This window comes from uncultured Shewanella sp. (assembly GCF_947501225.1).
In the GTDB taxonomy this organism is placed as follows: domain Bacteria; phylum Pseudomonadota; class Gammaproteobacteria; order Enterobacterales; family Shewanellaceae; genus Shewanella.
On sequence record NZ_CANMUW010000001.1, the window covers coordinates 15015 to 40189 of the forward strand.

At 47.2% G+C, this 25175-nt stretch carries 17 protein-coding genes and 10 tRNA genes; 18 read left to right on the plus strand and 9 right to left on the minus strand.

The window, feature by feature from the left end:
• Nucleotides 1–75: 75 nt before the first annotated feature.
• The gene (leuS, locus tag Q1B47_RS00095; RefSeq protein WP_299786740.1) at nucleotides 76–2667 is read right to left on the minus strand and encodes a leucine--tRNA ligase; all 2592 of its coding nucleotides are present in this window, start codon (nucleotides 2665–2667) and stop codon (nucleotides 76–78) included.
• Between the two features lie 121 nt (nucleotides 2668–2788).
• Here leuS and Q1B47_RS00100 point away from each other — a divergent pair, with 121 nt between their 5' ends.
• The gene (locus Q1B47_RS00100; RefSeq protein WP_299786742.1) at nucleotides 2789–3289 is read left to right on the plus strand and encodes a zinc ribbon-containing protein; all 501 of its coding nucleotides are present in this window, start codon (nucleotides 2789–2791) and stop codon (nucleotides 3287–3289) included.
• Between the two features lie 396 nt (nucleotides 3290–3685).
• Nucleotides 3686–5554, plus strand: a complete 1869-nt coding sequence (locus Q1B47_RS00105) for a methyl-accepting chemotaxis protein (RefSeq protein ID WP_299786744.1) — start codon at nucleotides 3686–3688, stop codon at nucleotides 5552–5554.
• 127 nt (nucleotides 5555–5681) lie between these two features.
• Here Q1B47_RS00105 and Q1B47_RS00110 read toward each other — a convergent pair whose 3' ends face one another.
• The 7 genes from Q1B47_RS00110 to Q1B47_RS00140 form a co-directional block, all read right to left on the minus strand.
• Nucleotides 5682–6566 carry a GGDEF domain-containing protein gene (locus Q1B47_RS00110; protein WP_299786746.1) on the minus strand — a complete coding sequence of 295 codons (885 nt, stop codon included), beginning with the start codon at nucleotides 6564–6566 and terminating at the stop codon, nucleotides 5682–5684.
• Between the two features lie 264 nt (nucleotides 6567–6830).
• The gene (gene lnt / locus Q1B47_RS00115) at nucleotides 6831–8372 is read right to left on the minus strand and encodes an apolipoprotein N-acyltransferase (protein ID WP_299786747.1); all 1542 of its coding nucleotides are present in this window, start codon (nucleotides 8370–8372) and stop codon (nucleotides 6831–6833) included.
• Between the two features lie 43 nt (nucleotides 8373–8415).
• Nucleotides 8416–9291, minus strand: a complete 876-nt coding sequence (gene corC, locus Q1B47_RS00120; RefSeq protein ID WP_299786749.1) for a CNNM family magnesium/cobalt transport protein CorC — start codon at nucleotides 9289–9291, stop codon at nucleotides 8416–8418.
• Nucleotides 9292–9316: 25 nt separating this feature from the next.
• Nucleotides 9317–9793 carry an rRNA maturation RNase YbeY gene (gene ybeY / locus Q1B47_RS00125; protein ID WP_299786751.1) on the minus strand — a complete coding sequence of 159 codons (477 nt, stop codon included), beginning with the start codon at nucleotides 9791–9793 and terminating at the stop codon, nucleotides 9317–9319.
• Nucleotides 9783–10826 (minus strand): PhoH family protein, encoded by a 1044-nt coding sequence (locus tag Q1B47_RS00130; RefSeq protein WP_299786753.1) that lies wholly within the window; start codon nucleotides 10824–10826, stop codon nucleotides 9783–9785. The genes ybeY and Q1B47_RS00130 overlap by 11 nt, the downstream gene beginning before the upstream one ends.
• A gap of 151 nt (nucleotides 10827–10977) precedes the next feature.
• Complete coding sequence (gene miaB / locus Q1B47_RS00135; RefSeq protein WP_299786755.1) at nucleotides 10978–12402, minus strand: tRNA (N6-isopentenyl adenosine(37)-C2)-methylthiotransferase MiaB; 1425 nt, start codon at nucleotides 12400–12402, stop codon at nucleotides 10978–10980.
• Between the two features lie 95 nt (nucleotides 12403–12497).
• A complete protein-coding gene (locus Q1B47_RS00140; RefSeq protein ID WP_299786757.1) occupies nucleotides 12498–12815 on the minus strand; it encodes a hypothetical protein in 318 nt (105 codons plus the stop codon).
• A gap of 296 nt (nucleotides 12816–13111) precedes the next feature.
• Here Q1B47_RS00140 and Q1B47_RS00145 point away from each other — a divergent pair, with 296 nt between their 5' ends.
• The 16 genes from Q1B47_RS00145 (at nucleotide 13112) to Q1B47_RS00220 (ending at nucleotide 23662) form a co-directional block, all read left to right on the plus strand.
• Nucleotides 13112–14320 carry an FAD-dependent oxidoreductase gene (locus Q1B47_RS00145; RefSeq protein WP_299786759.1) on the plus strand — a complete coding sequence of 403 codons (1209 nt, stop codon included), beginning with the start codon at nucleotides 13112–13114 and terminating at the stop codon, nucleotides 14318–14320.
• Nucleotides 14321–14522: 202 nt separating this feature from the next.
• Nucleotides 14523–15107 carry an aminoacyl-tRNA hydrolase gene (pth, locus tag Q1B47_RS00150; protein ID WP_299786762.1) on the plus strand — a complete coding sequence of 195 codons (585 nt, stop codon included), beginning with the start codon at nucleotides 14523–14525 and terminating at the stop codon, nucleotides 15105–15107.
• Between the two features lie 165 nt (nucleotides 15108–15272).
• Nucleotides 15273–16364 carry a redox-regulated ATPase YchF gene (ychF, locus tag Q1B47_RS00155; protein ID WP_299786765.1) on the plus strand — a complete coding sequence of 364 codons (1092 nt, stop codon included), beginning with the start codon at nucleotides 15273–15275 and terminating at the stop codon, nucleotides 16362–16364.
• A gap of 477 nt (nucleotides 16365–16841) precedes the next feature.
• Nucleotides 16842–16918, plus strand: a tRNA-Met gene (locus tag Q1B47_RS00160).
• Between the two features lie 98 nt (nucleotides 16919–17016).
• Nucleotides 17017–17101, plus strand: a tRNA-Leu gene (locus tag Q1B47_RS00165).
• Nucleotides 17102–17151: 50 nt separating this feature from the next.
• Nucleotides 17152–17226 (plus strand) — tRNA-Gln (locus Q1B47_RS00170).
• A gap of 17 nt (nucleotides 17227–17243) precedes the next feature.
• A tRNA-Met gene (locus tag Q1B47_RS00175) sits at nucleotides 17244–17320 on the plus strand.
• 121 nt (nucleotides 17321–17441) lie between these two features.
• Nucleotides 17442–17526: transfer RNA gene (locus Q1B47_RS00180), tRNA-Leu, on the plus strand.
• Nucleotides 17527–17575: 49 nt separating this feature from the next.
• Nucleotides 17576–17650 (plus strand) — tRNA-Gln (locus tag Q1B47_RS00185).
• Between the two features lie 97 nt (nucleotides 17651–17747).
• Nucleotides 17748–17832, plus strand: a tRNA-Leu gene (locus Q1B47_RS00190).
• Nucleotides 17833–17873: 41 nt separating this feature from the next.
• Nucleotides 17874–17948: transfer RNA gene (locus tag Q1B47_RS00195), tRNA-Gln, on the plus strand.
• A gap of 1165 nt (nucleotides 17949–19113) precedes the next feature.
• Nucleotides 19114–21444 carry an OmcA/MtrC family decaheme c-type cytochrome gene (locus Q1B47_RS00200; RefSeq protein WP_299786768.1) on the plus strand — a complete coding sequence of 777 codons (2331 nt, stop codon included), beginning with the start codon at nucleotides 19114–19116 and terminating at the stop codon, nucleotides 21442–21444.
• Nucleotides 21445–21635: 191 nt separating this feature from the next.
• Nucleotides 21636–22940, plus strand: a complete 1305-nt coding sequence (locus Q1B47_RS00205) for a winged helix-turn-helix domain-containing protein (protein WP_299786772.1) — start codon at nucleotides 21636–21638, stop codon at nucleotides 22938–22940.
• A 20-nt stretch (nucleotides 22941–22960) separates the two neighbouring features.
• On the plus strand, nucleotides 22961–23293 hold the full coding sequence (locus Q1B47_RS00210; protein ID WP_299786775.1) for a thioredoxin family protein: 333 nt from the start codon (nucleotides 22961–22963) through the stop codon (nucleotides 23291–23293).
• A gap of 92 nt (nucleotides 23294–23385) precedes the next feature.
• A tRNA-Leu gene (locus Q1B47_RS00215) sits at nucleotides 23386–23470 on the plus strand.
• Nucleotides 23471–23566: 96 nt separating this feature from the next.
• A tRNA-Leu gene (locus Q1B47_RS00220) sits at nucleotides 23567–23662 on the plus strand.
• A gap of 517 nt (nucleotides 23663–24179) precedes the next feature.
• Here Q1B47_RS00220 and Q1B47_RS00225 read toward each other — a convergent pair.
• On the minus strand, nucleotides 24180–25127 hold the full coding sequence (locus Q1B47_RS00225; protein WP_299786778.1) for a ribose-phosphate pyrophosphokinase: 948 nt from the start codon (nucleotides 25125–25127) through the stop codon (nucleotides 24180–24182).
• Between the last annotated feature and the right edge of the window lie 48 nt (nucleotides 25128–25175).

Genomic DNA, 25175 nt, shown 5'->3' on the forward strand with positions numbered 1-25175 from the left:
TCGTTATTAATGCGAAACATATGCCGCTAACGGTTGGCCGCATATGTTAAGCATTGCCTCTTTCAGGCGACGTCATCAGTTAGCAACGATATTGAGCAACTTGCCCGGTACGTAGATAACTTTGCGAACGGTTTTACCTTCGGTGTGCTTGATAACACCTTCCTCTGCCAAACCTTGCTCCTCAACAACTTCTTTAGTCGCATCGGCCGGCACAGTGATCTTAGCACGAAGCTTACCGTTGACTTGAACGATGATCAGCTTGCTCTCTTCAACAAGTGCAGACTCATCCGCTTTTGGCCATTGTACATCTTCGATGCTCTGTGGGTTACCCAGTTCGTTCCACAGACAGAAGCTGGTGTGTGGAATGATAGGGTATAGCAGACGAACAACTGCAGATAGTGCTTCCTGCATCAGAGCGCGATCCTGCTCGGTTTCTGTTGGCGCCTTCTGAAGACGGTTCATCAGTTCCATCACAGAGGCTATCGCGGTATTAAACATCTGACGACGCTCAATATCATCACCGACCTTAACTATGGTCTTGTGTAGTTCACGACGTAACTCTTTCTGCTTACCATCGAGAGACTTAACATCCAACGCAACAGTTGTGCCTTTAGCCACATGATCGTGAGCAAGTTTCCATAGACGCTTAATGAAGCGGTGCGCCCCTTCTACACTCGACTCTTGCCATTCAAGCGTTAGCTCTGGTGGCGCTGCAAACATCATAAACAGGCGCACAGTATCGGCGCCGTATTTGTCTACCATCTCTTGAGGGTCGATGCCGTTGTTTTTAGACTTAGACATCTTGCTCATACCGGTATACACAAGCTCGTGACCTTCACTGTCAACGGCTTTCAGAATACGGCCTTTCTCATCTGTCTCCTGTACGGTTACATCTGATGGAGCAACCCAAACTCGTGCGCCCTTCTCATTGTTATAGTAGAAAGCGTCGGCCAATACCATACCCTGAGTCAGCAGACGTTTAGCCGGCTCATCTGAGTTAACCAGGCCGATATCACGTAGTAACTTATGGAAGAAACGGAAGTAGAGCAGGTGCATACATGCGTGCTCGATACCGCCGATATATTGATCGACCGGAAGCCAGTAATTAGCCTTGGCTGGATCTAGCATCTGGTCAGCATCTGGGCTGCAGTAGCGCGCATAATACCAGGATGACTCCATGAAGGTGTCGAAGGTATCAGTCTCTCTGAAGGCTTCCTGACCGTTAACCTGAGTCTTAGCCCACTCTTTATCGGCCTTAATCGGGCTTTGGATCCCGTCCATAACCACATCTTCAGGCAGAATGACAGGCAGTTGCTCTTCCGGCGTAGGAATGACAGTGCCGTCTGCAAGCGTAACCATAGGGATGGGTGCCCCCCAATAGCGCTGGCGTGAGACACCCCAGTCGCGTAAACGGAAGTTCACCTGACGCTTGCCTTTGCCCTCTGCCGATAATTTTGCGTCGATCGCATCGAAAGCCGCCTGGAAATCGAGACCATCGAGTTCAGGGAATGAGTCACCCGAGTTAAACAGAATGCCTTTCTCTGTGTAGGCTTCTTCGCTGATATCTAAGTCGCTGTCGCTTGGCTTAATAACACCTTCGATAGCTAATCCATACTTAGTCGCAAACTCATAATCACGTTGATCGTGAGCCGGTACCGACATGACCGCGCCAGTACCATAGTTCATCAATACGAAGTTGGCCGCCCAGATTGGAACTTGCTTACCGCTTATCGGGTGAGTGGCATAGAGGCCTGTTGCAACACCTTTCTTTTCCATCGCTGCCATGGCTGCTTCGGTAGTATCGGCGTTTTTGCACTCTTCGATGAAGGCTGCAAGCTCTGGGTTATTCGCTGCCGCTTTTTCTGCAAGCGGGTGACCCGCTGCGATGGCGACATAAGTCACCCCCATCACAGTGTCCGGACGCGTGGTGTAGATATCGAATGTCTCTTCGCTACCCTCGACACCGAACGTCATCTCGATACCTTCGCTGCGTCCAATCCAGTTGCGTTGCATGGTCTTAACTTGCTCAGGCCATTCGTCTAACTGATCGATATCTTTCAGTAGCTCATCAGCATACTCAGTGATCTTGATAAACCATTGTGGTATCTCTTTTTGCTCTACCGTAGTGTCACAACGCCAGCAGCAACCATCGATAACCTGCTCATTGGCGAGTACGGTTTCATCGTTCGGACACCAGTTGACCGAAGAGGTCTTCTTATAGACCAGGCCTTTTTCATACAGCTTAGTGAAAAACCACTGTTCCCAACGGTAGTACTCAGGAGTACAGGTCGCGATCTCACGGCTCCAGTCATAACCGAAACCCAGCATTTTCAGCTGGTTTTTCATGTAATCGATGTTTTCGTAAGTCCATGGCGCAGGTGCAGTGCTGTTCTTAATCGCCGCATTTTCAGCAGGAAGACCGAATGAGTCCCAACCAATAGGTTGTAATACATTTTTTCCCTGCAGTCGCTGGTAACGAGCGACAACGTCGCCTATGGTGTAGTTACGAACATGACCCATGTGTAGCCGGCCAGAAGGGTAAGGGAACATAGAGAGGCAGTAGAACTTCTCTTTGTTTTCATCTTCGGTGACTTCAAATGTTTTTTTGTCTTGCCAGTGCTGCTGCACTTTAGCTTCAATTTCTGAAGGTTGATATTGCTCTTGCATCAATATTTCCCGGCCATGCCGCCCATTTATTTGATCTTGCGCACTTTCCGCGCGAGTTAGATCTGCATAGAATAAACTAGAAGTGAGTCATTAAAAAGGTTCAGATGAAGGAGTATTGAGTATGAGTAAAAAAAGTACTGAGTTGCTAGCGCTATACGAAGCCTTAATTACGCAAGTCAAATCTGATTATTCTGACGATAATACTATGACTGTTAAGAAGTTATTCAACATAGTGACTAGCAGTAAGGAGTACCTTGCTCTTAAAGATCGGGCAAAAGAGAATGAACTGGCTTTAGTCGAACAATTTTTAAAACGTGATATAGCTGCTTATCTTCAAGAGAAAAACGATTCCGATCTGAGTCACAGCCCCACCATGATCACCGTAGAGAATACGCTTTGGCACTGGTTGAGTGGAATAACGGATAGAAGTCAGATCGAGTGGCATGAGGTCATTCAGGATTTTAAGCACCAGGGTCATTACATGAGTGGTGAAATTGTAGGGCAGGGAACCCTGATCTGTACCCACTGTGGACATGAGATGAGAATCGAGTTCCCCGGTGTGATACCCGATTGCCCACAATGCGATGAGAGTGAGTTCACTCGTGAGGCTTTAGCCCCATAAACGGCGCTGCCTCGCTACCAATCTGAACCTGGTAAGCATGTGTTATTAGTGCATGCTTACTGAGAAGCTACGGCCTATGAATATCAGCCCCCCTCGCTGGGATGTTGATATAACCTGAACTTAGTTCGCCGTCTATCTGCCAGAAACCTTCCCGTCAGCCTAAATTTTCATCGTTTTTATCCGGCAATCGACACCGGCAATACGCATTTTTACTCCTTTTTACCTATTTTGTTGAATTCATTTGATATGAATAACCATAATGTGATTAATCTTTACTATATTTGTACTGTAGTTTGTGGTCTTTATTTTAGTTATTCCGTGTAACTCTGTTACTTTTTGGTTAAAGGCGGCGCATTGTCACTTGCAAAGCCATTCGCATCGCTTGGGGGAGTTAGAATGAAGTTTGTACATAAGATTGTGATTGCTGTGAGTTTAATCTTGATGTTGTCCTTAGGCTGTTTGTCTGGATACCAGTATATTCAAATTAAGCAGCAGATTAATGATCAGGTAAACAGTAGTGTCTCTGAGCTGGCCAGCTCCATGAACAGTAACATTCAGGCTGTCATGGCGCAAAAGGCTGACCTTACAGCGTATGCGGTTTCACTATTGCAGACAGAGTTATCGGATGAACATTTTATTGAGGTGCTGGGGCAAGAGGTCATAAAGAAGCATTTTCTTCTTGCCGGTATGGGCCTGGAAAGTGGGCATTTTGTGGGTAACGATCCTAACTGGAACCCGGGCTCTACATATGATCCTCGTAAACGCATGTGGTATCAGGAGGCTAAGAGGCAAAATAAGCTGTTATTTACGCCGCCATATGCCGATGCCTCCAGTGGCGAAATTATGATCTCAACAGCCGCTCCCCTTTATGAGAATGGCCAGTTCAGGGGAGCCCTGTTTACCGATGTCAGTCTTAAAGCTCTGGCCGAGATCAGTAACGAGGCGCACCTTTTCGGTGCCGGCTATGCGTTTATAGTTGGGGGGGAGGGGGAGTTTATTGCTCATCCGGATGCCTCTCAAAATGGCCGTTCAATGGATCAGTTTTTTGGCGAGAGGCTGGATACAGGTAAGGAGTTTGGCGAGCTAGAGATCGATGGCCAGATGCACGCTGTGATCTTCAGTCCCTTAACGGGTCTGGGATGGACACTGGGTATAGTTCTGGATGAAAGCATCATCTATGCCGCCGCCGATGAACTACGTAATGCCGCGATACTCTACTCTGTGTTGTCAATCATTATAGCAATATTGGTTATGAGCGGAATCATCAGTCGCTTGATGAGGCCTCTCGAGGTTCTGAATGAGGCTATGGCCGATGTGGCAACGGGCGAAGGCGATCTTACCCGTCGCTTGAGTACCGACTCCGATGTGGAATTTGCCACTCTCGCAGGCAATTTCAATAACTTTGCCATTAAGCTTCAGGAGCTTATCCAGCAGGTTAAGCAGATTGGTGGAGAGGTTAGCTTAGGCACCGAGAATACGGCACGAGGAGCGAGTGAAGCGACTGACTCGATGAGTGCCCAGACTCAAGAGGTGGAGCAACTGGCTACCGCGATGCATGAGATGGCGACAACGGCTTCCGATGTGGCTAATAATGCTCAAGGTGCCGCCTATGCGGTTCAACAAGCCGACAATGCCGTGAGTGACGGAGCGTCGGCAGTCCTGCAGACAACTGAGTCTATCGAACATCTGTCCAAGCAGATCGATGAGGCCGTGGTAGTCGTCAAAGAGCTTGAAACAGATACCGTGAGCATCGAGTCGATACTTGGAGTGATTAACGAGATTGCCGGACAGACGAATCTACTGGCACTCAATGCCGCAATCGAGGCAGCAAGGGCCGGTGAGTCAGGAAGAGGCTTTGCCGTTGTAGCCGATGAGGTTCGAAGTTTGGCTGCACGAACACAAGAGTCGACCTCAGAGATTAAAGAAAAGATCGAGAAGTTGCAGTCCGGTGTGGCAGCAGTTGTGAATGTCATGGATGAAAGTCGTACGACAACGGTTACCACGGTCGATAAGGCCCAATTAGCGAATGAGACACTTAACGAGATCCGTAAGAGTATCGAAGAGATAACCGATATGAACCTACAGATCGCCAGCGCCGCAGAGGAGCAGAGTCAGGTGGCCGAGGAGATGAATAAGAACACCTCCAACATCAGGGATCTGTCTATGCAGGTTGCTGACAATGCCGAGCAGACAAACCAGGCGATGAGTGAGCAGTTGGAGCATGTTAAACAACAAGAGGCGCTGTTGAATCAGTTTATTGTTTGATCATACTGATTAGTTTGATGCCGGCACCCGTGAACTGTGCCGGCATTTTATTATGATTCACATATCTGAACTAATCCAAGGCTAGATGAATCCTAGTGCGGCGAACTCTTTGAGAGGTCACTCTCCTCTATTCCGGTTTATGTGCTTCAATCAAATTTCTGTCAATATTGTTTAGCTCACTCATTACGACCCGGTTACGGCCACTCTGCTTGGCCTGATAGAGGGCTTTGTCCGCTTTTTCAATCAAACAGTGACTGTTTTTACAATCGGGAGTCAGGCCGGCAACGCCCACACTTACTGTCACGGCTAAAGAGAGAGAGTCTTTGTCCGCCTCTTTGGGGAGCGTCAACACATAGTCTGCTACAAGGTGTCTGAGCCGTTCGGCCAGTTGATAGGAGGTTGATACCTGAGTGCGGGGCAGGATCACGACAAACTCTTCACCTCCATAACGGGCGAGTACATCGGATTCTCTGATGGAACGTTTGAGTAGTTGCGCAATATATTTTAGTACCTGATCACCAATCTGATGCCCATAACTGTCATTTATCTGTTTAAAGTGATCGATATCTATCAGGAAGATGGAGAGAGGGTGAGAGTAATTGATCGCTCTCTCTGTCTCATCATTGAGCCGACGATCCAGATAGCGGCGGTTAAAGATCTCCATCAATGAATCGGTGATGTTTTCCTGTTTGAGGGCGTAGTTCTGCATGATATCCCTGGTGGTTCTGAGGGAAAGGCTGCAGACAACAAAGACAAAAATTGCCCCACCGAAGAAGATGATTGGCACAACCAGATCCAGTGGTTGAGTAAATTGAACCGAACTGAATTTTGCGTATACGATATAGCCTGCGATAAAGATCAGGATCAGCAGTATGAGAAAGCCCCAACTGTATCTCAGCCCTCCGGCAGGCAACTGCCGAAATATCTTCCATACCGGTGCAATCGCAATTGCCAGCAACAGAGCACCGGAGATAACGAGGCCACTTCCTAATACGGGTAAAATATCGTACAAATTGAGTCCTTAATCAGGTGCCACTTCAATCTGAAACACGCATAAATCCAGACGTGCCTTCAACATCGTCGTGGGTATCGTCCTTGGAACCGCAGAAAATATCCGGGACACAGATCTAGAATATCAGATGGTCTAAGCAGAAAAGTGATGAGACTCAAAACTTGATCATTTTACTCACAAATGTGACCGGTTATGTTAACCAGTCACATTATGAGTGAAGCTTGTTCGTCCTTAGGTGACTCAACTACTCCCGGATGCGGGAAGTTATGGTGTTTTAAACCTGCTCCGACCGAGTCCAAGCAGCAACAACAGGGCTGATAATATCAGTACCGGCCACTGGCCCCAAAGAGCAAACAGGGTTTGACCTTTTACCAGCGGAATATCCGCCACAAGCACGCCCGACTCAAACTGAGGTAGTTTATGAGTGATGTTCCCCATTTCGTCTACAACCGCTGTTAAGCCATTGTTGGTTGCGCGGACTAAGGGCCTGCCAAGTTCTATCGATCGCATCTGTGCGATCTCCATATGTTGTAAGGGACCGTTTGAGCTGCCAAACCAGGCATCGTTAGATACGGTCAGTAACAGCTCGGTGCCCTCATCCACATTTGCCCTGAGTTGCTCGGGAAATGCAATTTCGTAACAGATGGCGGGCGCTATCTGGTGTCCCAGGGCATCGAGGTTAGGTTGCCGGTACTCTCCACGGGCGAAAGAGGACATAGGTAGGTTGAAAAGCGGGGCTATCGGCCTGAGCAGCGTCTCGAATGGCACAAACTCCCCGATTGGAAGCAGGTGGTGTTTCTTAAACTCGTTGGTGCCATCGCCCTGGTAATCAGCTTGAGGTTGGATTTTTTCCTTGTGGTTCCCCAGAACAATTAAAGAGTTATAAAAACTATCCTGCTGGTGGCTGATGATGCCGGTAATTATTGCGCTATGGTTTAGATTCGCGACCTTATTGGCATTATCGAGGAACTGTGAAACCATATATTCCGGTGCCGGAATTGCCGCTTCAGGCCAGATGATAATATCAGCATCGAGTTCAGGCCTGGTCAGATCCATGTATTTACTCATCGTCGGCCAGAGCGCATCGGGCTCCCATTTCATACTCTGGGGGATGTTTCCCTGCACCAGCACGACTCTTACCGATTCTCCTTTGGGTTCGACTGATGAAGTAAGCGGAGCGAGATAAGTGGCAATGATTAGCAGGGGAATAATGATGGCTGCAGGTTTGAATCGTTTCTGCATACACAGAGCCAATGCTCCCGCCACAAGCATGCTAAGATAGCTCAACCCCAATGCGCCGACGACACCGGCGAGCGCCTTAACCGGTCCTTCGGTTTGTGAGTAGCCGGCCCATAACCAGGGGAAACCGGTTAACATCCAGCCTCTTACCCACTCGGTTAGCGTCCATAAGGCAGGAAAAACAACCAGGTTTCTCAGCAGCGGTGCATCTGGTGCAATTTTTTGCATCAGGTAGCCGGTAATAGCCGGATAGAGCGCAAGGTAGAGGGCTAGAAGCGCCATCAAACCAATCGATGCAATGAGGGGTAATCCGCCAAATTTGTCCATACTCACATGGACCCAGCTGATACCGACAGAGAAGCAGCCGAAACCAAAACTTAACCAGTAAAAGAGTCCGGCTCTGGCAGACAGATTACGACTTTGATGTAGCGCAAATATCACGGCCATAAGATATATAGGCCATAAGGAGTAGGGAGCAAAAGCGAGCGCGGTACTGGCACCGGCAAGATATGCCAGCACCAGACGTATTTTTGAATGATGGGCGAATGCCCGAAGTTTATTCAGCATTCCAGCCTCATCATAAAACATCATTACCGTGTAAGAGTGTGACTTATACTGTCTTCTCTTCGGTATTTGGATCGGGGAGCTTAACTCTGAGTTGTAGCAATCGGCGCGTATCGGCACTAATCACAGTAAATTCAATACCATCTATGCTCACCTTCTCATTACGCTCAGGAAGATGACCAAATGCATGGGAGACCAGGCCACCAACAGTATCGAACTCCTCATCACTGAATTGAGTGTTAAACTCTTCGTTGAAATCCTCGATTGGTGTCAAGGCTTTGATCATATAGACCTGTTTGCTTACCTTACGGATCTCGGTCTCTTCAGCTGAGTCGTGATCGAACTCATCTTCGATCTCGCCGACAATCTCTTCGAGAATATCTTCGATGGTAACCAGGCCGGAAACTCCGCCATACTCATCTACGACTATCGCCATATGGTATCGCTGACAGCGGAACTCTTTTAGCAAAACATCGACACGTTTGCTTTCCGGTACAACGACAGCCGGACGGATCACTTGTCCTAATGAGAAAGGCTCTTCGTTGTTTTTAAACCCATATTGAAGCAGGTCTTTGGCCAGTAAAATGCCTTCAATATGATCTTTATCTTCATTGACCACGGGAAAGCGGGAGTGTGCCGAGCTAATCACCGTAGAGAGCAGCTCTGATACAGTGTTATCAATTTGAAGCGCCACGATCTGAGCTCTTGGGATCATGATGTCCCGAACGCGGAGATCTGTCACCTCTAATACACCCTTGATCATTTCGCGGGTATCTTCAGAGATAACTTCACGCTGCTCAGCATCGTGTATTACATCAACAAGATCATCACGGCTTTGAGGTTCGCCCTGAAACAACTGGCTTACTTTTTCTAACCAGCCCTTTTTTTGGGCGCTGGTACTGGGGGGGATATCGTCACTCATAGTCTTTCATGACCTTTACGGTCAATTATTGCTCCTTATAAGGATTGTTAAAACCTAGGCTTTCAATGAGTTGAGTCTCTAGCGACTCCATCTCTACCGCTTCGGCATCATTAATATGATCATACCCTAGCAGATGCAGACAACCATGTACAACCATGTGAGCCCAGTGGGCCTGCAGGGGTTTAGCTTGCTGTATCGCTTCGCGTTCGACAACGGGGGCACAGATGATTAAATCGCCTAATAACGGAATCTCGACCTCCGGCGGTGCCTCGAAAGGAAAAGATAGCACATTTGTCGGCTTATCTTTCCCTCTGTATGTCGAGTTCAGCTCCTGACTCTCGGCTTCATCGACAACTCTTATGGTCAACTCCGCTTCTGTCATACTCTTTGGGAGTGCAGTGCGCACCCAAAGTTCAAAATTATCTTTACTCGGTAGCTGGTTATTCTCTATTGCCAGTTGCAGATCGAGATCTAACGCAACCTCAGTCTGGTTAGTGTTCATTTTCCGCTGTTCCTTGAAGTTTATACTGACTATCTTTCTTAGCCTTAGCCAGTTGAATACGTTGGTCATGCTCTTCATAGGCTTCGACGATTCTGGCTACCACCGGGTGTCGTACGACGTCCTGAGCCTGGAAGAAGTTAAAGCTGACCTCGTCGACCTCCCGTAATACCTCTATGGCATGACGCAGCCCCGACTTCTGATTTTTAGGCAGATCGATCTGAGTGATATCACCGGTGATCACCGCACGAGAATTAAAACCGATACGGGTGAGAAACATCTTCATCTGCTCGACGGTCGTATTTTGGCTTTCATCCAGGATGATAAAGGCATCATTGAGTGTACGGCCACGCATGTAGGCCAGAGGGGCAACTTCGATGATGTTGCGCTCAATTAAGCGTTCAACCTTCTCAAAACCTAACATCTCAAACAGGGCGTCATAGAGCGGGCGCAGGTATGGGTCTACCTTCTGGCTGAGATCACCGGGAAGGAATCCCAATTTTTCACCGGCTTCGACGGCAGGCCTTGTCAGCAAAATACGACGAACCTCCTGATGTTCCAGGGCGTCGACAGCTGCCGCTACCGCCAGGTAGGTCTTACCCGTACCGGCGGGGCCGACTCCGAAGCTGATGTCGTGACGAACGATGTTGGCGACATAATCACTTTGATTCGGATTTCGTGGCTTGATGACGCCGCGCTTAGTCTTTATATAAAGCTCTTTGTCATCTCTGGGGGCTTCGGCTTCTAGTGCTACGGCTTCCTGAATGGCAAGGTGAACAGTATCTGGCTCAAGATCCGGAGTACTGCCTTTTATAGACTGAGTTTCCACATAAAGCGTTTTTAATAGGTTATTGACGATGAGGCAGTTTCTGGGTTGACCGACGATTTGAAAATGATTATCCCGGTAGCTGATCTCTACACCGATTCGGCGTTCAAGTTGCTTGATATTGTCATCGAATGGCCCACACAGGGAGATTAATCGACGGGTGTCCGCTGGCTCCAGGTAGAGGTTCAGCGTGGTTAACTTGTTAGACAAAATAACTCCAATTAGCAATTGTCATCTGCTTTCTATATCCACAGTTTACGAGTCAACACGAAGAAATGCTAACGGAATTTATCAATAGGTAAACTGTTGTAAGCTAAAAAAGGCGGCATTAAGATGCCGCCTTAGAACAAGCTCTCAGGAGTTAGGGGATATATTGAGTCACACCTAAATCATCATCCTGCTTATGTTTGGCAAGAATGTCAGATGGTCTGAGTGAGCGGCGAAGGTCCATCTCATCTTCTCCGCGAACAAAGACGCCGCGTAGCGAGTTTGTGTACACATCGACAATTTCAACATCGACGAAGCTGCCGATATGCTTAGGGTCGGCTTCGAAGTTTACGACACGACTGGTTTCGGTGCGGCCTCTCAGCTCCATCGGGTTCTTAACCGAAGGGCCTTCCACTAAAATGCGCTGTACCGTTCCAAGCATTTGGCGACTGTAGCGCATCGCTTGCTGAGTGATTCGGTCCTGCAGAATAGCTAAGCGCTCTTTCTTTTCATCTAAGCTAACATCATCGGGGAGATCGGAAGCCGGGGTGCCAGGACGGGCACTGTAGATGAAACTGAAGCTGTGATCGAACTGAACATCTTCAATAAGCTTCATTGTATCGGCGAAGTCCTGCTTGGTCTCACCGGGGAAACCAATAATAAAGTCGGAGCTTATCTGAATGTCGGGACGTGCTTTTCTCAGGCGTCGGATAATAGACTTATATTCGATTGCCATGTGTCCACGTTTCATCTGAGTCAGAATGCGATCTGAACCGGACTGTACCGGCAGGTGAAGGAAGCTGACCAGCTCTGGGGTATCTTCATAGACATCGATGATATCCTGAGTAAACTCAATTGGATGACTGGTGGTAAACCTGAGTCTGTCGATGCCGTCAATCGCAGCAACGTAACGGAGCAACTCTGCAAATGTACAGATCTCATCGTCATGGGTTGCGCCACGGTAAGCATTAACGTTTTGTCCAAGCAGGTTTACTTCACGTACACCTTGCTCTGCCAGCTGAGCAATCTCGAGAATAATATCATCGAGAGGGCGGCTGACCTCTTCGCCTCGTGTATATGGAACAACACAGAAAGAGCAGTATTTACTGCAACCTTCCATGATAGAAACAAAAGCCGTCGGACCGTCGGCACGTGGCTCGGGCAGTCTGTCAAACTTTTCAATTTCCGGGAAGCTGATATCGATAACAGCCTTTCCGCCGTCTCTAATCTGATCGATCATCTCAGGTAGACGGTGCAGTGTCTGTGGGCCAAAGATCAGGTCGACACACTGAGCGCGCTCCTTGATCACTTTTCCCTCTTGGGATGCTACGCATCCACCAACCCCAATGATTAGATCGGGATTCTTATCTTTAAGTGTTTTCCAGCGTCCAAGTTGGTGGAACACCTTTTCCTGGGCTTTTTCACGGATAGAGCAAGTATTCAGTAGCAGTACATCTGCCTCGGTTGCTTCATCGGTTAAGGTATAGCCTTCGTACTCGTCCATCAGGTCAGCCATCTTAGATGAGTCATACTCATTCATTTGACAGCCCCAGGTTTTAATATGGAGTTTTTTACTCATCAGTTTGCGTCACTCTTGGAACCACGGGAAAAATAGCGCGACATTTTACCTCTTGAGTAACCCAGTGGCTAGCTTTTGCACTTTTTTATTCCAAATCATTCTGAATTCGACTCCTGACTATCGATAATATCTGTCGAATAGGGGGTGACCCAGGCCGTCATCTGCAGATGAGACTTGGCCATCTGCTGTGAACTTGCCCGTGCCTGAGTGTAGATATCCGTCTCAATTTGACTTCTGAAGTTGGACAATATTTCCGTAGTGTATTGATATAGGGCATAATCGAAAGGAGACCTATAGGTTACAGTGATCACCTCAATGCCCTCATTGACTGTGGTGCCTTGGGTTGTTTCGGCTAATGAAGTCTGAGGTACAAGACTGATTGCCAGCAGGGTCGCAGATAGGGTTAGTTTCATAATATTCTCACTCATTCCATTGGTTTCTATTTGAAGACTGAGTGTAGGGGAAGAAGCTGTATTAAAATTGTACTGTTTGTAAGCAGGTGTGAGTCAAAGTACGCACAGCAACATTTATATACTTATTTTAATAGTCTCGAAATGCTTATCGCTTCCGGGAAAACTTTTTGAGCGGTTAATGCCTACTATCTGCTGTCATTTCAGGCTCAATAATGGCGCAAGATAGCTTCTCGTGTGGATTTATAGAAAGGGCTCTCAGCTTCACTTGGGCCAGATAATAGATTAAGAAAAATTGTATGGATGAAACCGTGGTAAGTCAGTCGCAAGTAAAAGCTATAAAAAAAGATGTTGTTATCGTTGGCGGTGGCATGGTTGGGGCCGCCTCTGCTCTGGGGTTAGCGCAACTTGGACTCAATGTTGCGGTTGTGGAAGCGTTTGAGCCGACTCCATATAGTAGTGAGCAACCAGTCGATATCAGAGTGTCGGCGGTGAGCCTGGCATCGGAACAGTTATTAGAACGTTTGGGGGCGCTTAAGCGTCTGAGTTCGATGCGACGAGCCCCATACCTTGGGTTGGAGACCTGGGAGTTAGATGGTTTCATCACTCGGTTTCATGCGCAGCAGGTTGGAGTCTCTCATCTGGGGCATATTGTTGAAAACCGTCTGATACAACTGGCGCTTTGGGAGCAGTTTGATTCATACGATAATATTGAACTTCTCTGTCCGGCAAAGGTTAAGCTGTTTACTCGTCATGAAGAGGGAGTCAGAGTCACCTTAGACAATGGTGTCACGCTGGATAGCAGATTACTGGTCGGTGCCGATGGAGCCAACTCACAGGTCAGAAGTTGGGCCGGAATAGGCCTGACCGGCTGGGATTACGCACAATCGGCGATGTTGATAAATATTAAGACCGATTGCCCGCAACAGGATGTCACCTGGCAACAGTTTACTCCTCAGGGGCCTCGCTCTCTCCTGCCATTGCCGGGGAATCATGCTTCTCTGGTTTGGTATGACGATGCGAGTCGTATCGCGCAGTTAACGCAACTGAGCAATACGGCGCTGGCTCAACAGATAAAGTTGCACTTTCCAGACCGCCTGGACAGGGAATTTGAGGTGTTGCAAAAAGGCAGTTTTAAACTGACGCGGCGCCATGCACAATCCTATTATCGCGATAACCTGGTTATCCTGGGGGATGCGGCGCATACCATCAACCCACTCGCAGGCCAGGGAGTTAACATAGGTTTTAAAGATGTAGATGCATTGATATCTACTGTTTCGCGAGCAATGAGTAAAGGTGAACCTTGGTGGGAAGAGGCTGCATTGCGCTCGTATCAGCAGAGTCGTTATAAAGATAACCAACTGATGATGTCTGCGATGGACCTCTTCTATGCCGGATTCAGCAATGAACTATTGCCGTTAAAGTTACTTCGAAATGCTGCATTAAAAGTTGCCGATATTGACTCCCCGGTTAAGAAGTATGTATTAAAGTATGCGTTAGGCTTGTAGTTGCCCCCCCACTAATTGCCAAAAGTGACAGTTCAGCCATCGAAGAGGTTCTATTATCGATGGCTCCTTCCCCTTCTTTTTTTACCTATACTCCGTGAATCAGAACAATTTTGCTCATTATTTGTTGAGTCGGGCATTGAGTGTTAAAATGCCGCGTTTTTCTTTATGACAACTTCACTCGCTGAATGAAAGAATAGGCTAAATGAGTAACATTAAACTGATAGTTGGGCTTGCAAACCCAGGCGATAAATATGCACAAACCAGGCACAATGCGGGAGCCTGGTATGTACAGGAGTTAGCGAGAGTGTGTGGTGCCACGCTTGTCGCTGACAGCAAATATTATGGGTTGACGGCAAGAGTGACTTTGCATGGGAAAGATGTTCGACTATTGATCCCAAGTACGTTTATGAACCTGAGTGGTAAGTCGGTTGGTGCTTTGGCAAACTTTTTCCGTATCGAGCCCGAAGAGATTTTGGTTGCACATGATGAGCTCGATATGCAGCCGGGGGTGGCCAAGTTTAAACTTGGTGGTGGTCATGGCGGCCATAATGGGCTGAAAGATATCATAGCAAAACTTGCCAATAATAAAGGTTTCTATCGACTCAGGATCGGTATCGGTCATCCGGGGGATAAGAATCAGGTAAGTAATTATGTGTTAGGTAAAGCACCTGCATCGGAGCAGACTCAGATAGAAGCGGCTGTCGACGAAGCCGTAAGGTCTACTGAGTTACTGTTTAATGAAGATATGTCGAAAGCGATGCACAGGTTACATTCGTTTAAGGGCTAATTTCTGTAAGACACAACTCCCCGGCGTTGTTTTTCGATGCCGGTTGTTGGGCAAAATGAGTTAGTGCACCAGTTTAAAAATTGATGAAGCGGCATAGCGCGGCTTTAATAAGAACTTTACCGGCAGTGATACTGCTGGTTTACTATTGATATTAAAGGTAAAAATATGGGTTTTAAATGTGGCATCGTGGGCTTGCCAAACGTAGGTAAATCAACGTTATTTAATGCATTAACTAAGGCCGGCATCGAAGCGTCAAACTTCCCGTTCTGTACTATTGAGCCTAATACAGGTGTGGTTCCTGTACCCGATTCACGTCTGGATGCTTTGGCTGAGATCGTAAATCCGGAGCGTATTTTACCTACCACAATGGAATTTGTTGATATCGCCGGTTTAGTTGCCGGTGCATCAAAAGGTGAAGGTCTGGGTAATAAATTCCTGGCCAATATCCGTGAAACCGACGCTATCGGGCATGTAGTACGTTGTTTCGAAGATGACAACATCGTTCACGTGGCTAACCAGGTTTCGCCTGTTGCCGATATCGAAGTGATTAACACCGAGCTTGCTTTAGCGGATCTCGACTCTTGTGAGCGTGCTATTACCCGTCAGGCAAAGCGAGCTAAAGGCGGCGATAAAGATGCCAAGTTCGAGGTGTCTGTACTGGAGAAGATGCGTCCGGTGCTGGACGAAGGGCATATGCTGCGATCAATGGACCTCTCTAAAGAGGAGCTTGCGGCCGTAGCATACCTGAACTTCCTGACACTCAAGCCAACCATGTATATTGCCAACGTGTCTGAAGATGGTTTCGAAGATAATCCACATCTAGATGCAGTTCGTGAAGTCGCAGCGCAAGAGAATGCCGTCGTTGTTGCCGTTTGTGCAGCAATCGAATCTGAACTGGCTGAGATGGACGCCGAAGATCGTGAAGAGTTTATGGCAGATCTGGGTCTCGATGAGCCTGGCCTGGATCGCGTGATCCGTGCCGGTTACGATCTACTGACGCTACAAACTTACTTTACTGCCGGTGTGAAAGAGGTTCGTGCCTGGACCGTTCCGGTTGGAGCGAGTGCCCCTCAGGCTGCCGGCGTTATTCACACCGACTTCGAACGTGGATTCATCCGTGCTCAGGTGATGGCCTATGATGACTTCATCACATATAAGGGTGAGGCTGGTGCCAAGGAAGCGGGTAAGTTACGCGTAGAAGGTAAGACATATATAGTTAAAGATGGCGATGTGATGCATTTCCTGTTTAATGTATAAGTTATCTTCACAGGCCTGCTATAGATAGTTGTTGGCAGTGCGAGAGGATTAAGTGGCTCAATTGAAAAATTGGGCCACTTTTTGTTTCTGGCTACTGACTTTAGCTTGTCAGGCTATTCGATGAATAGGCTGTAGCAACCGATATTCCTCCCCCTGATGGTCACTAAGACAGCAATTGAAGCGGGAGGTGATAAAGTTACTGCTAGGTTGATGAGTATTTCGAAGTTCGCAGGACTCGAGCCAACCTCTTTTTAGACGCTTTAGACTTTTAAATAGCGATTTTTTCGCCCCTGATAACGCTGTTTCACTGCATATATTGAGGAGAATAGGCTATATTTGTGCATCAGGTGCTCACTTTGGTGAACTTATAGCCGAACAAGTGAATTAGTTTAAAATAGAGAAAAAAAGCGGTTGACCTCAATACTCCGAATAAGCATAATACGCCCCGTTCCTCACCAAGAGGGACGCAGAAACGATGGCAATGTAGCTCAGCTGGTTAGAGCACAGCACTCATAATGCTGGGGTCGCAGGTTCAAGTCCCGCCATTGCTACCATCTTTTCAAGATGTAAAACATGATTTGTAGTTAGCAGTCGGAACTCAGTCCCGACGATATGGCTACCATCTTAATCAGGATGTAAAACCAGATGATGTGCGGGAGTGGTGGAATTGGTAGACACGCCAGATTTAGGTTCTGGTGCCGTAAGGTGTGAGAGTTCAAGTCTCTCTTCCCGTACCATTTATTGTAAAGTAATCGGCTCAGGCGGGTTACAGTAAAAAAAGTTTGATTGGGGTATCGCCAAGCGGTAAGGCACCGGGTTTTGATCTCGGCATTCCCAGGTTCGAATCCTGGTACCCCAGCCATTAATTTGGTAAACGTTGGCAATGTAGCTCAGCTGGTTAGAGCACAGCACTCATAATGCTGGGGTCGCAGGTTCAAGTCCCGCCATTGCTACCATCTCCTCTAGATGTAAAACTTGAGTTGTAGCAAGTCGGAACATAGTCCCGGCAATATGGCTACCATCAACTCAGGATGTAAAATAGAGCCATCTTTATCAGGATGTAAAACAGGATGATGTGCGGGAGTGGTGGAATTGGTAGACACGCCAGATTTAGGTTCTGGTGCCGTAAGGTGTGAGAGTTCAAGTCTCTCTTCCCGTACCATTTATTGTAAAGTAATCGGCTCAGGCGGGTTACGGTAAAAAAGTTTGATTGGGGTATCGCCAAGCGGTAAGGCACCGGGTTTTGATCTCGGCATTCCCAGGTTCAAATCCTGGTACCCCAGCCATATAAAAGGTCAGTTTGTTATGGCCTGGTCTTTAAGTTTGAATGAATTTAAAGATACTTAGATTAGTCTGAAAAGAGTAATTTAAGAAAAGTTAGATGCGGGAGTGGTGGAATTGGTAGACACGCCAGATTTAGGTTCTGGTGCCGTAAGGTGTGAGAGTTCAAGTCTCTCTTCCCGTACCATTGTTTAAAGTACAGGTAATTATCTGTATTAAAAGTTAGATTGGGGTATCGCCAAGCGGTAAGGCACCGGGTTTTGATCTCGGCATTCCCAGGTTCGAATCCTGGTACCCCAGCCAAACACAAAGAAGCCCGTCTCATGACGGGCTTTTTTGTGTCTGGAACACTTATGTCAATTTCCCATGGATGGAATGAAATTGGCTTTGTGTCTGGACTTCTTGCAACAGAGAGTTATTCCGCTCTTTTTATAAAGAGTCCATGGGTCAAAGATGTTCCAGACATCTTCATGACATTTCCTCCATCCCTGGAGGTCAGGGAATGAAATTGGCTTTGTGTCTGACTGAAAATGTTTCCGACATTTTCAGCACTCCCTCTATCTGACCCATATGGATATGGGAAATGTCTTAAAAGCCAATGGAGCGCGCCAGACCATGGAGGTCAGATGTTCCAGACATCTTCACGAGATCTTCATGACATCTCCTCCATCTGACCCATAGGGATATGGGAAATCTCTTAAATGCGAATGGAACGCGCCAGGCCTCGGAAGTCATGGAATGACATAGAGTAATAAAGTTCTGTTCCCCATTTCGTCACTCTGTCATACAACTACTCAGGAGTTAAGCGTAGGGTCCTCTGTTTCTTTATCGGCCTGATATAGACATCGTGCGCCTGTTAAGAAGTTATTTAGTACGCCCTATAGCCATAAGCGTGTAGTTGACACCACAGTGTTTATATTCATGTCTGTTTCTTCTTCGCGCCCGTTTATAGTCGGTTCGTTGTAACTACTCTAAAGTGTAACTCTGATAGCGGAATAAACGGCCAGAACTCGGGTGCTTTCAAAGTCATCGTGTACTGAGTTTATTAAGCATCTGTGAGTGATTGTCATAGGGCTCACTCAAGCTAAACGAGTAAGTCGGCAAGTTTGCTCTTAACGTGGGTTAGTTCAATGATATTTTATGCCGGAACGAGGATGGGCATAAATGGCAAATCGGAGAGAATTCCTATGCTTTGGTAACAAATCAGTGTTTTGTTAGCTTTTGTGAGTGTGATATGTGCTAACAATCACGATTTTAAAGCGGCCTGAAACCTTTTGCTAACAATTTTGTATCACTGCGATCCCTTTTGTTTATCAAGTTGTTTTAATATCTATGTTTTTTTGTGCCCTGTTTCTCGGCGCTTGTTTTCGGCTTAATTGCAACCGAGCCAGTCACACTTTACTTCCAACCACTTAGGTACATTTCACTTGCCCCATATTAGAGGGCATCAATAAAAGCGGTGGAGTAAATGATGAAACGAGTCGATATTAAGCTTGCCTCACTGGCAGCAATAATCGGTTTGGCCTTAAGCGGCTGTTCCGGTGATGATGGAAAAAATGGTACCGATGGTGAACCGGGCAAAGATGGTAACCCTGGGATCCCGGTTGCGACCGATGCCAAGGCATTAACCGTTGCGATAGATAATGTCGTGGTCGGTCCTCAATCTGATATTAGCTTTACGGTAACTAATGAAAAAGAGTTACCCGTTGTAGGACTCGAAAAATTCGGCTTTATTCTTTCGGGCTTAGAGCAGGGAACGAATGGGGATGCCAGCGATTGGAGCCTGCTAAGTTCGGAGTCTTGTCCGGCGAGCAAGTACGCTAAGTGTGGCTCTTTAACAGATAACGGAGACGGTAGTTATAGCTATCGTTTCGAAAAAGATGTGACCGCTGAAAGCGGATTTGCCATTACCGATGAGAAGACATTAAGGCTGGTACTTAGAACCGGAGGCGAGGCCGTAGGACAGGCTGAAGTGGCTTATGCCAACACCAGCTATGATTTCAGAGGAGAGGGCGAAGCGGCCTTATACTCTAAAAATGTCGTTAACAATCAAAATTGTGCCGGTTGTCATGATGACTTTTCCATCCATGGCGGCAAATACACTGAGGTTGAAACCTGTGTTTCGTGCCACACCGACAACAAGGTCAGCGATGCGAGTAAAGTCTTCCCTATGTTGGCACATGATGTTCACATCGGCGTGATCTCTGCGCCGGTCGGCGGTTGTGATAACTGTCACTCTGAGAATGAGCAGGCCACAGACTTCGCTAACTGGAAGATGATTCCGACTCAGGAAACCTGTATTACCTGTCACGCAGATGTTGACTTTAAAGAGGGGGTTAATCACTGGCCCTATGATGACAACACACAATGTGCGAACTGTCATACACCTGAGGTTATCGAGAATGTCCACCTTTCAACTTATCAGGGGCAAAATGAGCGACGCAGTAATCTGCACCTGAGTGTGACCGATGCCAAGATGGTATCGGCCCCCGAGGCCGAGGAGAATAAGGGTAAGCCTGGCTCCTATGTACAGCTAACGATCGATATTCTAGATAAAGATGGTAAGAGCCGTAATGAGCAGTTAGACAAGGTTAAGTACCTCTATTATGCAGAGTTCTATATCAACTGGGGAGGACAGGATCAGGGCTTAGGCTACGGTGAAGACGTTGCCGATGGTCGTGGTAAGGTACTGCGTGTACATACCAATAAGGGTCCTTATCCCGGCTACTCTGAAAAGCCAATTGTGCTCAACTATGAAAATGGTAAGACGACTTACGAGATTGGCCCGTTCGACATGAATGACAAGTTCAAAGGCGACATAAGTGATCTCTATGGTACCGTCTCTCCACGTATCTGGTTCTGTATGGATGCCACTGGTGAGAATATCATGGATTGTGACGGTCAAACTGATTGGAGCAATGGTGCGGCAGGATATAACTGGCTTGAGTTCTTCAACACTCAAGGGTTAATGGAGGAGCGCCCACGCAGACAGGTCGTCACTAATGAGCTTTGTGGTGACTGTCATGGTACTACAACTTCAGAAGATGGCTTCGTTCAGATGACATTGAACTGTCGTAACTGTCACTCAAAAGCCGGCGATGGTGAATTTCACGGCACGACATGTGTATCAGGCAGCGTAGATAGCCAAGAGCAGATCTTACTGAAGAAGATGATGCCACGTGGCGAGCGAGACTGGACTACTGCATCGAACGCGGCCGAAGAGTGTATGGCGTGTCATAACGCTAACGTGGTACCGACTCAGGTCATACGTGATGCGCATACTAAGCAGGGCGATAAGGATTATATCGAGCAGCTGACCATGAGCCACCCTGATCAGAAGGTTTGGATCCATGCGATGCATGCAAACAACCGTGCTAACCAAAGTGGTGAAGGCTGGAGACGAAATGTTGAGTACTCTGCCGATCTGGCTAACTGCGCTAAGTGTCACGTGAAAGACAGCTATGATGCTAAGTTCCTTGTGGGACGTAAGCCTCTTGCTCTCGACCTGGACTACATGGATACCTATACAGATCCAACCGATCCTATTAATGGTCGTTATGCCGTAGATGGTGTGGCCGATGCCTATGTATCGCCAACTGCCGCAGTGTGCTTGAGCTGTCATGGTAAGAGAGCTGCCGAGGAGGGCGAAGATCGTCGCCAGGTACGAAGTGAAGTTGTCGCACATATGAAGCAAAATGGTGCTCAGTTCGGAGTGACACTTGATGAGTACAATGGAGAAGAGTCCTGTGCCGTATGTCATAACCTGAACAACCTAAAAGAGGTACATGGTCAAAAATAACAAGTAAATCCCCTGCAATCCCACCTTGGCCCCGACTTTTTGTCGGGGCCTTTTTTAACTGAGTTCACAATTACTCACTCAGATACGCGTTTGCAGTAAAAGTTGGAAGAATGTCAATTTTAATCGTATTACCATTACATAAAATGGTTCTGTCAAAGGAACTACAGGGAGAGTAGTACGAAGGAAAAAATGTGAATATTTCAAAATGTTTAACAATAGATCTTGAGTCCAGAGAGTTAGTGGATCACAAGGTGGCACAGAGGCATCCGCTGACACTGGCGGAGTTTGAAGTGCTCAAGTGTCTGGTTAACCATATTGGTGAGGTTGTCAGCAAAGAGACGTTAAATGAGGCGGGCTGGCCCAACCGTGTCGTCGCTCCATCATCCCTGACTCAATGCATGAGTTGTCTCAGGCGTAAGCTTGGTGCTCATGATGAGGTCGAATTAAAAAATATTCCCCGTTATGGCTATAGCCTGTGTATTAAAGACACCGATGAAAAGGGTAACCCAGAGCCGGCAGAGCCATCAGATATTGGCAATGCCTCAATCAAAGTCGGGCATTTTAGTCGTTATTGGCGCTGGTTTGGTGCGGCACTGTTTGTTGCTCTCCTGGCGGGCTTACATTTCTCAGGTAAGCTGAAGCAAACCGTTAACTATCTTGCGTTGCTGACAGAGCCCGGCGTGGCGTCGATTCTGGATGCTGAGACCGAACTTGACGGGCAGAAAATACAATTGAGTCAACTCAGGTTAGAGGATCAGCCTGACGAACAGAGAAGTGCGGCACACTTTATTGGTAACTGGTCCAACACGGATAAAATATTCGGCAATGAATTACTCAAGCGTATATTTGCCAATGATAATGCACGTTATGAGTCAGTTGCCCTTTGTAATCAGTATGATGGGGAGTGTAAGGATACCCAGCCTCTGAATCTGGTCAGAGAGAGAAATACCTATTCACCATTGGATCTGCAGTGGCTCAGTGATACTAAGCTGCGTATGGAGCAGGTTACCTATAATAAAATTTTACTTGATAAATTTGATAACCCTCCAGAGGGGCTGGTAGAGGATATCTATCGGGCCGATGTCTATTATTATGGTGCCAGTAAGAACGTGGTGCGAGCCGATGTGCGCCTCTCCTTGGTCTACCAGTCACCGGCTCGCGGAACCCTGGTTATGGCAGCCTGTATCACAGACGATATGCTGCGGCATATCTCTATGCGTTACCAGTTCAGTGGCGAGTTTAAGATGCAACAAAAGACCGTCGATGGACAACTGGTGAAGTCATTTCTGCTCGATACCGGTAATGTCAGCTTTACCAGCCCCGACGAGATCTCCGAAGAGTCTGCTACCATCTATCGTGAAATCCGTAAGTCGGTGCTGAGTAATGAAACTCAGATCCTCAGGCAGGTCTACCAGGATGCTAATAGCGGAGTGTGGATGCTGCCGCTGTGGGGAGATACCATGGTGTGGGCTCACAGGGTAGAGGTTACGTTATAACATTGATATAGGAATATCTTTTGTCTCAGTTTCCAAGTTCAATTATTTACCTTAACCGGCATGAAGATTTGGCCACGCTTAAGTTAAGGCATTCTCATATTTTGCTCTGCTTTTCCGCCGATTGGTGTGCCCCATGCAGAGCCATGGAGGGCACGCTGTTCAACACGGCATTCGAGCTGGGTGAAAAGGCTGTTGTCATAAAGGCCGACCCCAAAATCAGTCAGGCTCTTGCCACAGAGTTGGGGGTACGCAGCATACCTGCCTATGTGGCAATTAATGATGAGCAGGTATCTGAACCAATTTATGGAATACAGACCATCACTAACTTACTGGATATGATTGAGGTTTATTGAACTGTTCAGATTTAACCACCGCTGCTGGCTTTGGCCTAGACAATGTTTTTTATAGGAGCTATAAATAAGTCATAGGGTAATGGTTTATTGATGCGGGAGTGGTGGAATTGGTAGACACGCCAGATTTAGGTTCTGGTGCCGTAAGGTGTGAGAGTTCAAGTCTCTCCTCCCGTACCATCATAGAAAGTAGCCTGTCATTTGATGGGCTTTTTTGTGCCTGTAATAAATATTTCATTCTTTCCCATAATTAGTCAGGTGATGAGGCTGCGGCTTGCGGGAGTGGTACTCTTTTTTAGAGATGGGTAGACACGCCAGATTTAGGTTCTGGTGCCGTAAGGTGTGAGAGTTCAAGTCTCTCCTCCCGTACCATCATTGAAAGTAGCCTGTCATTTGATGGGCTTTTTTGTGCCTGTAATAAATATTTCATTCTTTCCCATAATTAGTCAGGTGATGAGCCTGCGGCTTGCGGGAGTGGTACTCTTTTTTAGAGATGGGTAGACACGCCAGATTTAGGTTCTGGTGCGCTAATACTAAAGATAGTGTGTGAGAACTGTCCTGAAACAAAGTGGAGTCTCTCCTCCCGTACCATCATAGAAAGTAGCCTGTCATTTGATGGGCTTTTTTGTGCCTGTAATAAATATTTCATTCTTTCCCATAATTAGTCAGGTGATGAGGCTGCGGCTTGCGGGGTGGTACTCTTTTTTAGAGATGGGTAGACACGCCAGATTTAGGTTCTGGTGCGCTAATACTAAAGATAGTGTGTGAGAACTGTCCTGAAACAAATGGAGTCTCTCCTCCCGTACCATGATTGAAATACAAAACAGCAGATAAAATGCAAAAAAAATGCACTCCGGAGAGTGCATTTTTTATATATTTATAGCTGCGATTAGTGCTTGAACATCGCTGAGATAGACTCTTCATTGCTTACACGACGAATCGCTTCGGCCATTACAGTCGACATAGTCAGCTGAGAAACCTTATCGAGTGCAGCAATTTCAGGGCTCAATGGAATCGTATCTGTAACAATCACTTCATCGATAACTGAATCAGCCAGGTTGCTCGCTGCATTACCCGAGAATACAGGGTGAGTAGCATAAGCAAATACACGGTTAGCACCATGTTCTTTCAATGCTTCAGCCGCTTTACATAGTGTGCCGCCGGTATCGATCATGTCATCAACTATGATGCAATCGCGTCCCTGGACGTCACCTATGATATGCATCACCTGTGCAACGTTCGCCTGTGGGCGACGTTTGTCGATGATAGCTAGATCTGAATCATCGAGTAGTTTAGCTACGGCACGTGCACGAACAACGCCACCGATATCAGGTGAAACAACAACCGGGTTTTCAAGGTTCTTAGCTAACATATCTTCCAGTAGTACAGGGCTACCGAAAACGTTATCAACTGGAACATCGAAGAAACCTTGAATCTGCTCGGCGTGTAGGTCACAGGTCAATACGCGGTCAACGCCGACGCTAGACAGGAAGTCGGCAACGACTTTAGCTGTAATTGGTACACGAGCACTGCGAACACGACGGTCCTGGCGGGCATAACCGAAGTATGGGATCACGGCAGTAATACGTCCGGCAGAGGCGCGGCGTAAAGCATCAACCATAACGATAAGTTCCATCAGGTTATCGTTAGTCGGTGCACAAGTAGATTGAATGATAAAGACATCCGCACCACGTACATTCTCGTTAATCTGAACACTGATTTCGCCATCGCTGAAAACGCCAACATCTGCGTCTCCAAGTTTGCAAAATAGACGATCGGCTATCTTCTTAGCGAGACTAGGTGTAGCGTTACCGGCGAAAAGTTTAATGTCAGGCACTGTGTCAACCTCAGGCGTATGCTTTATTTTTTAGTGGCTGGAGTTAGT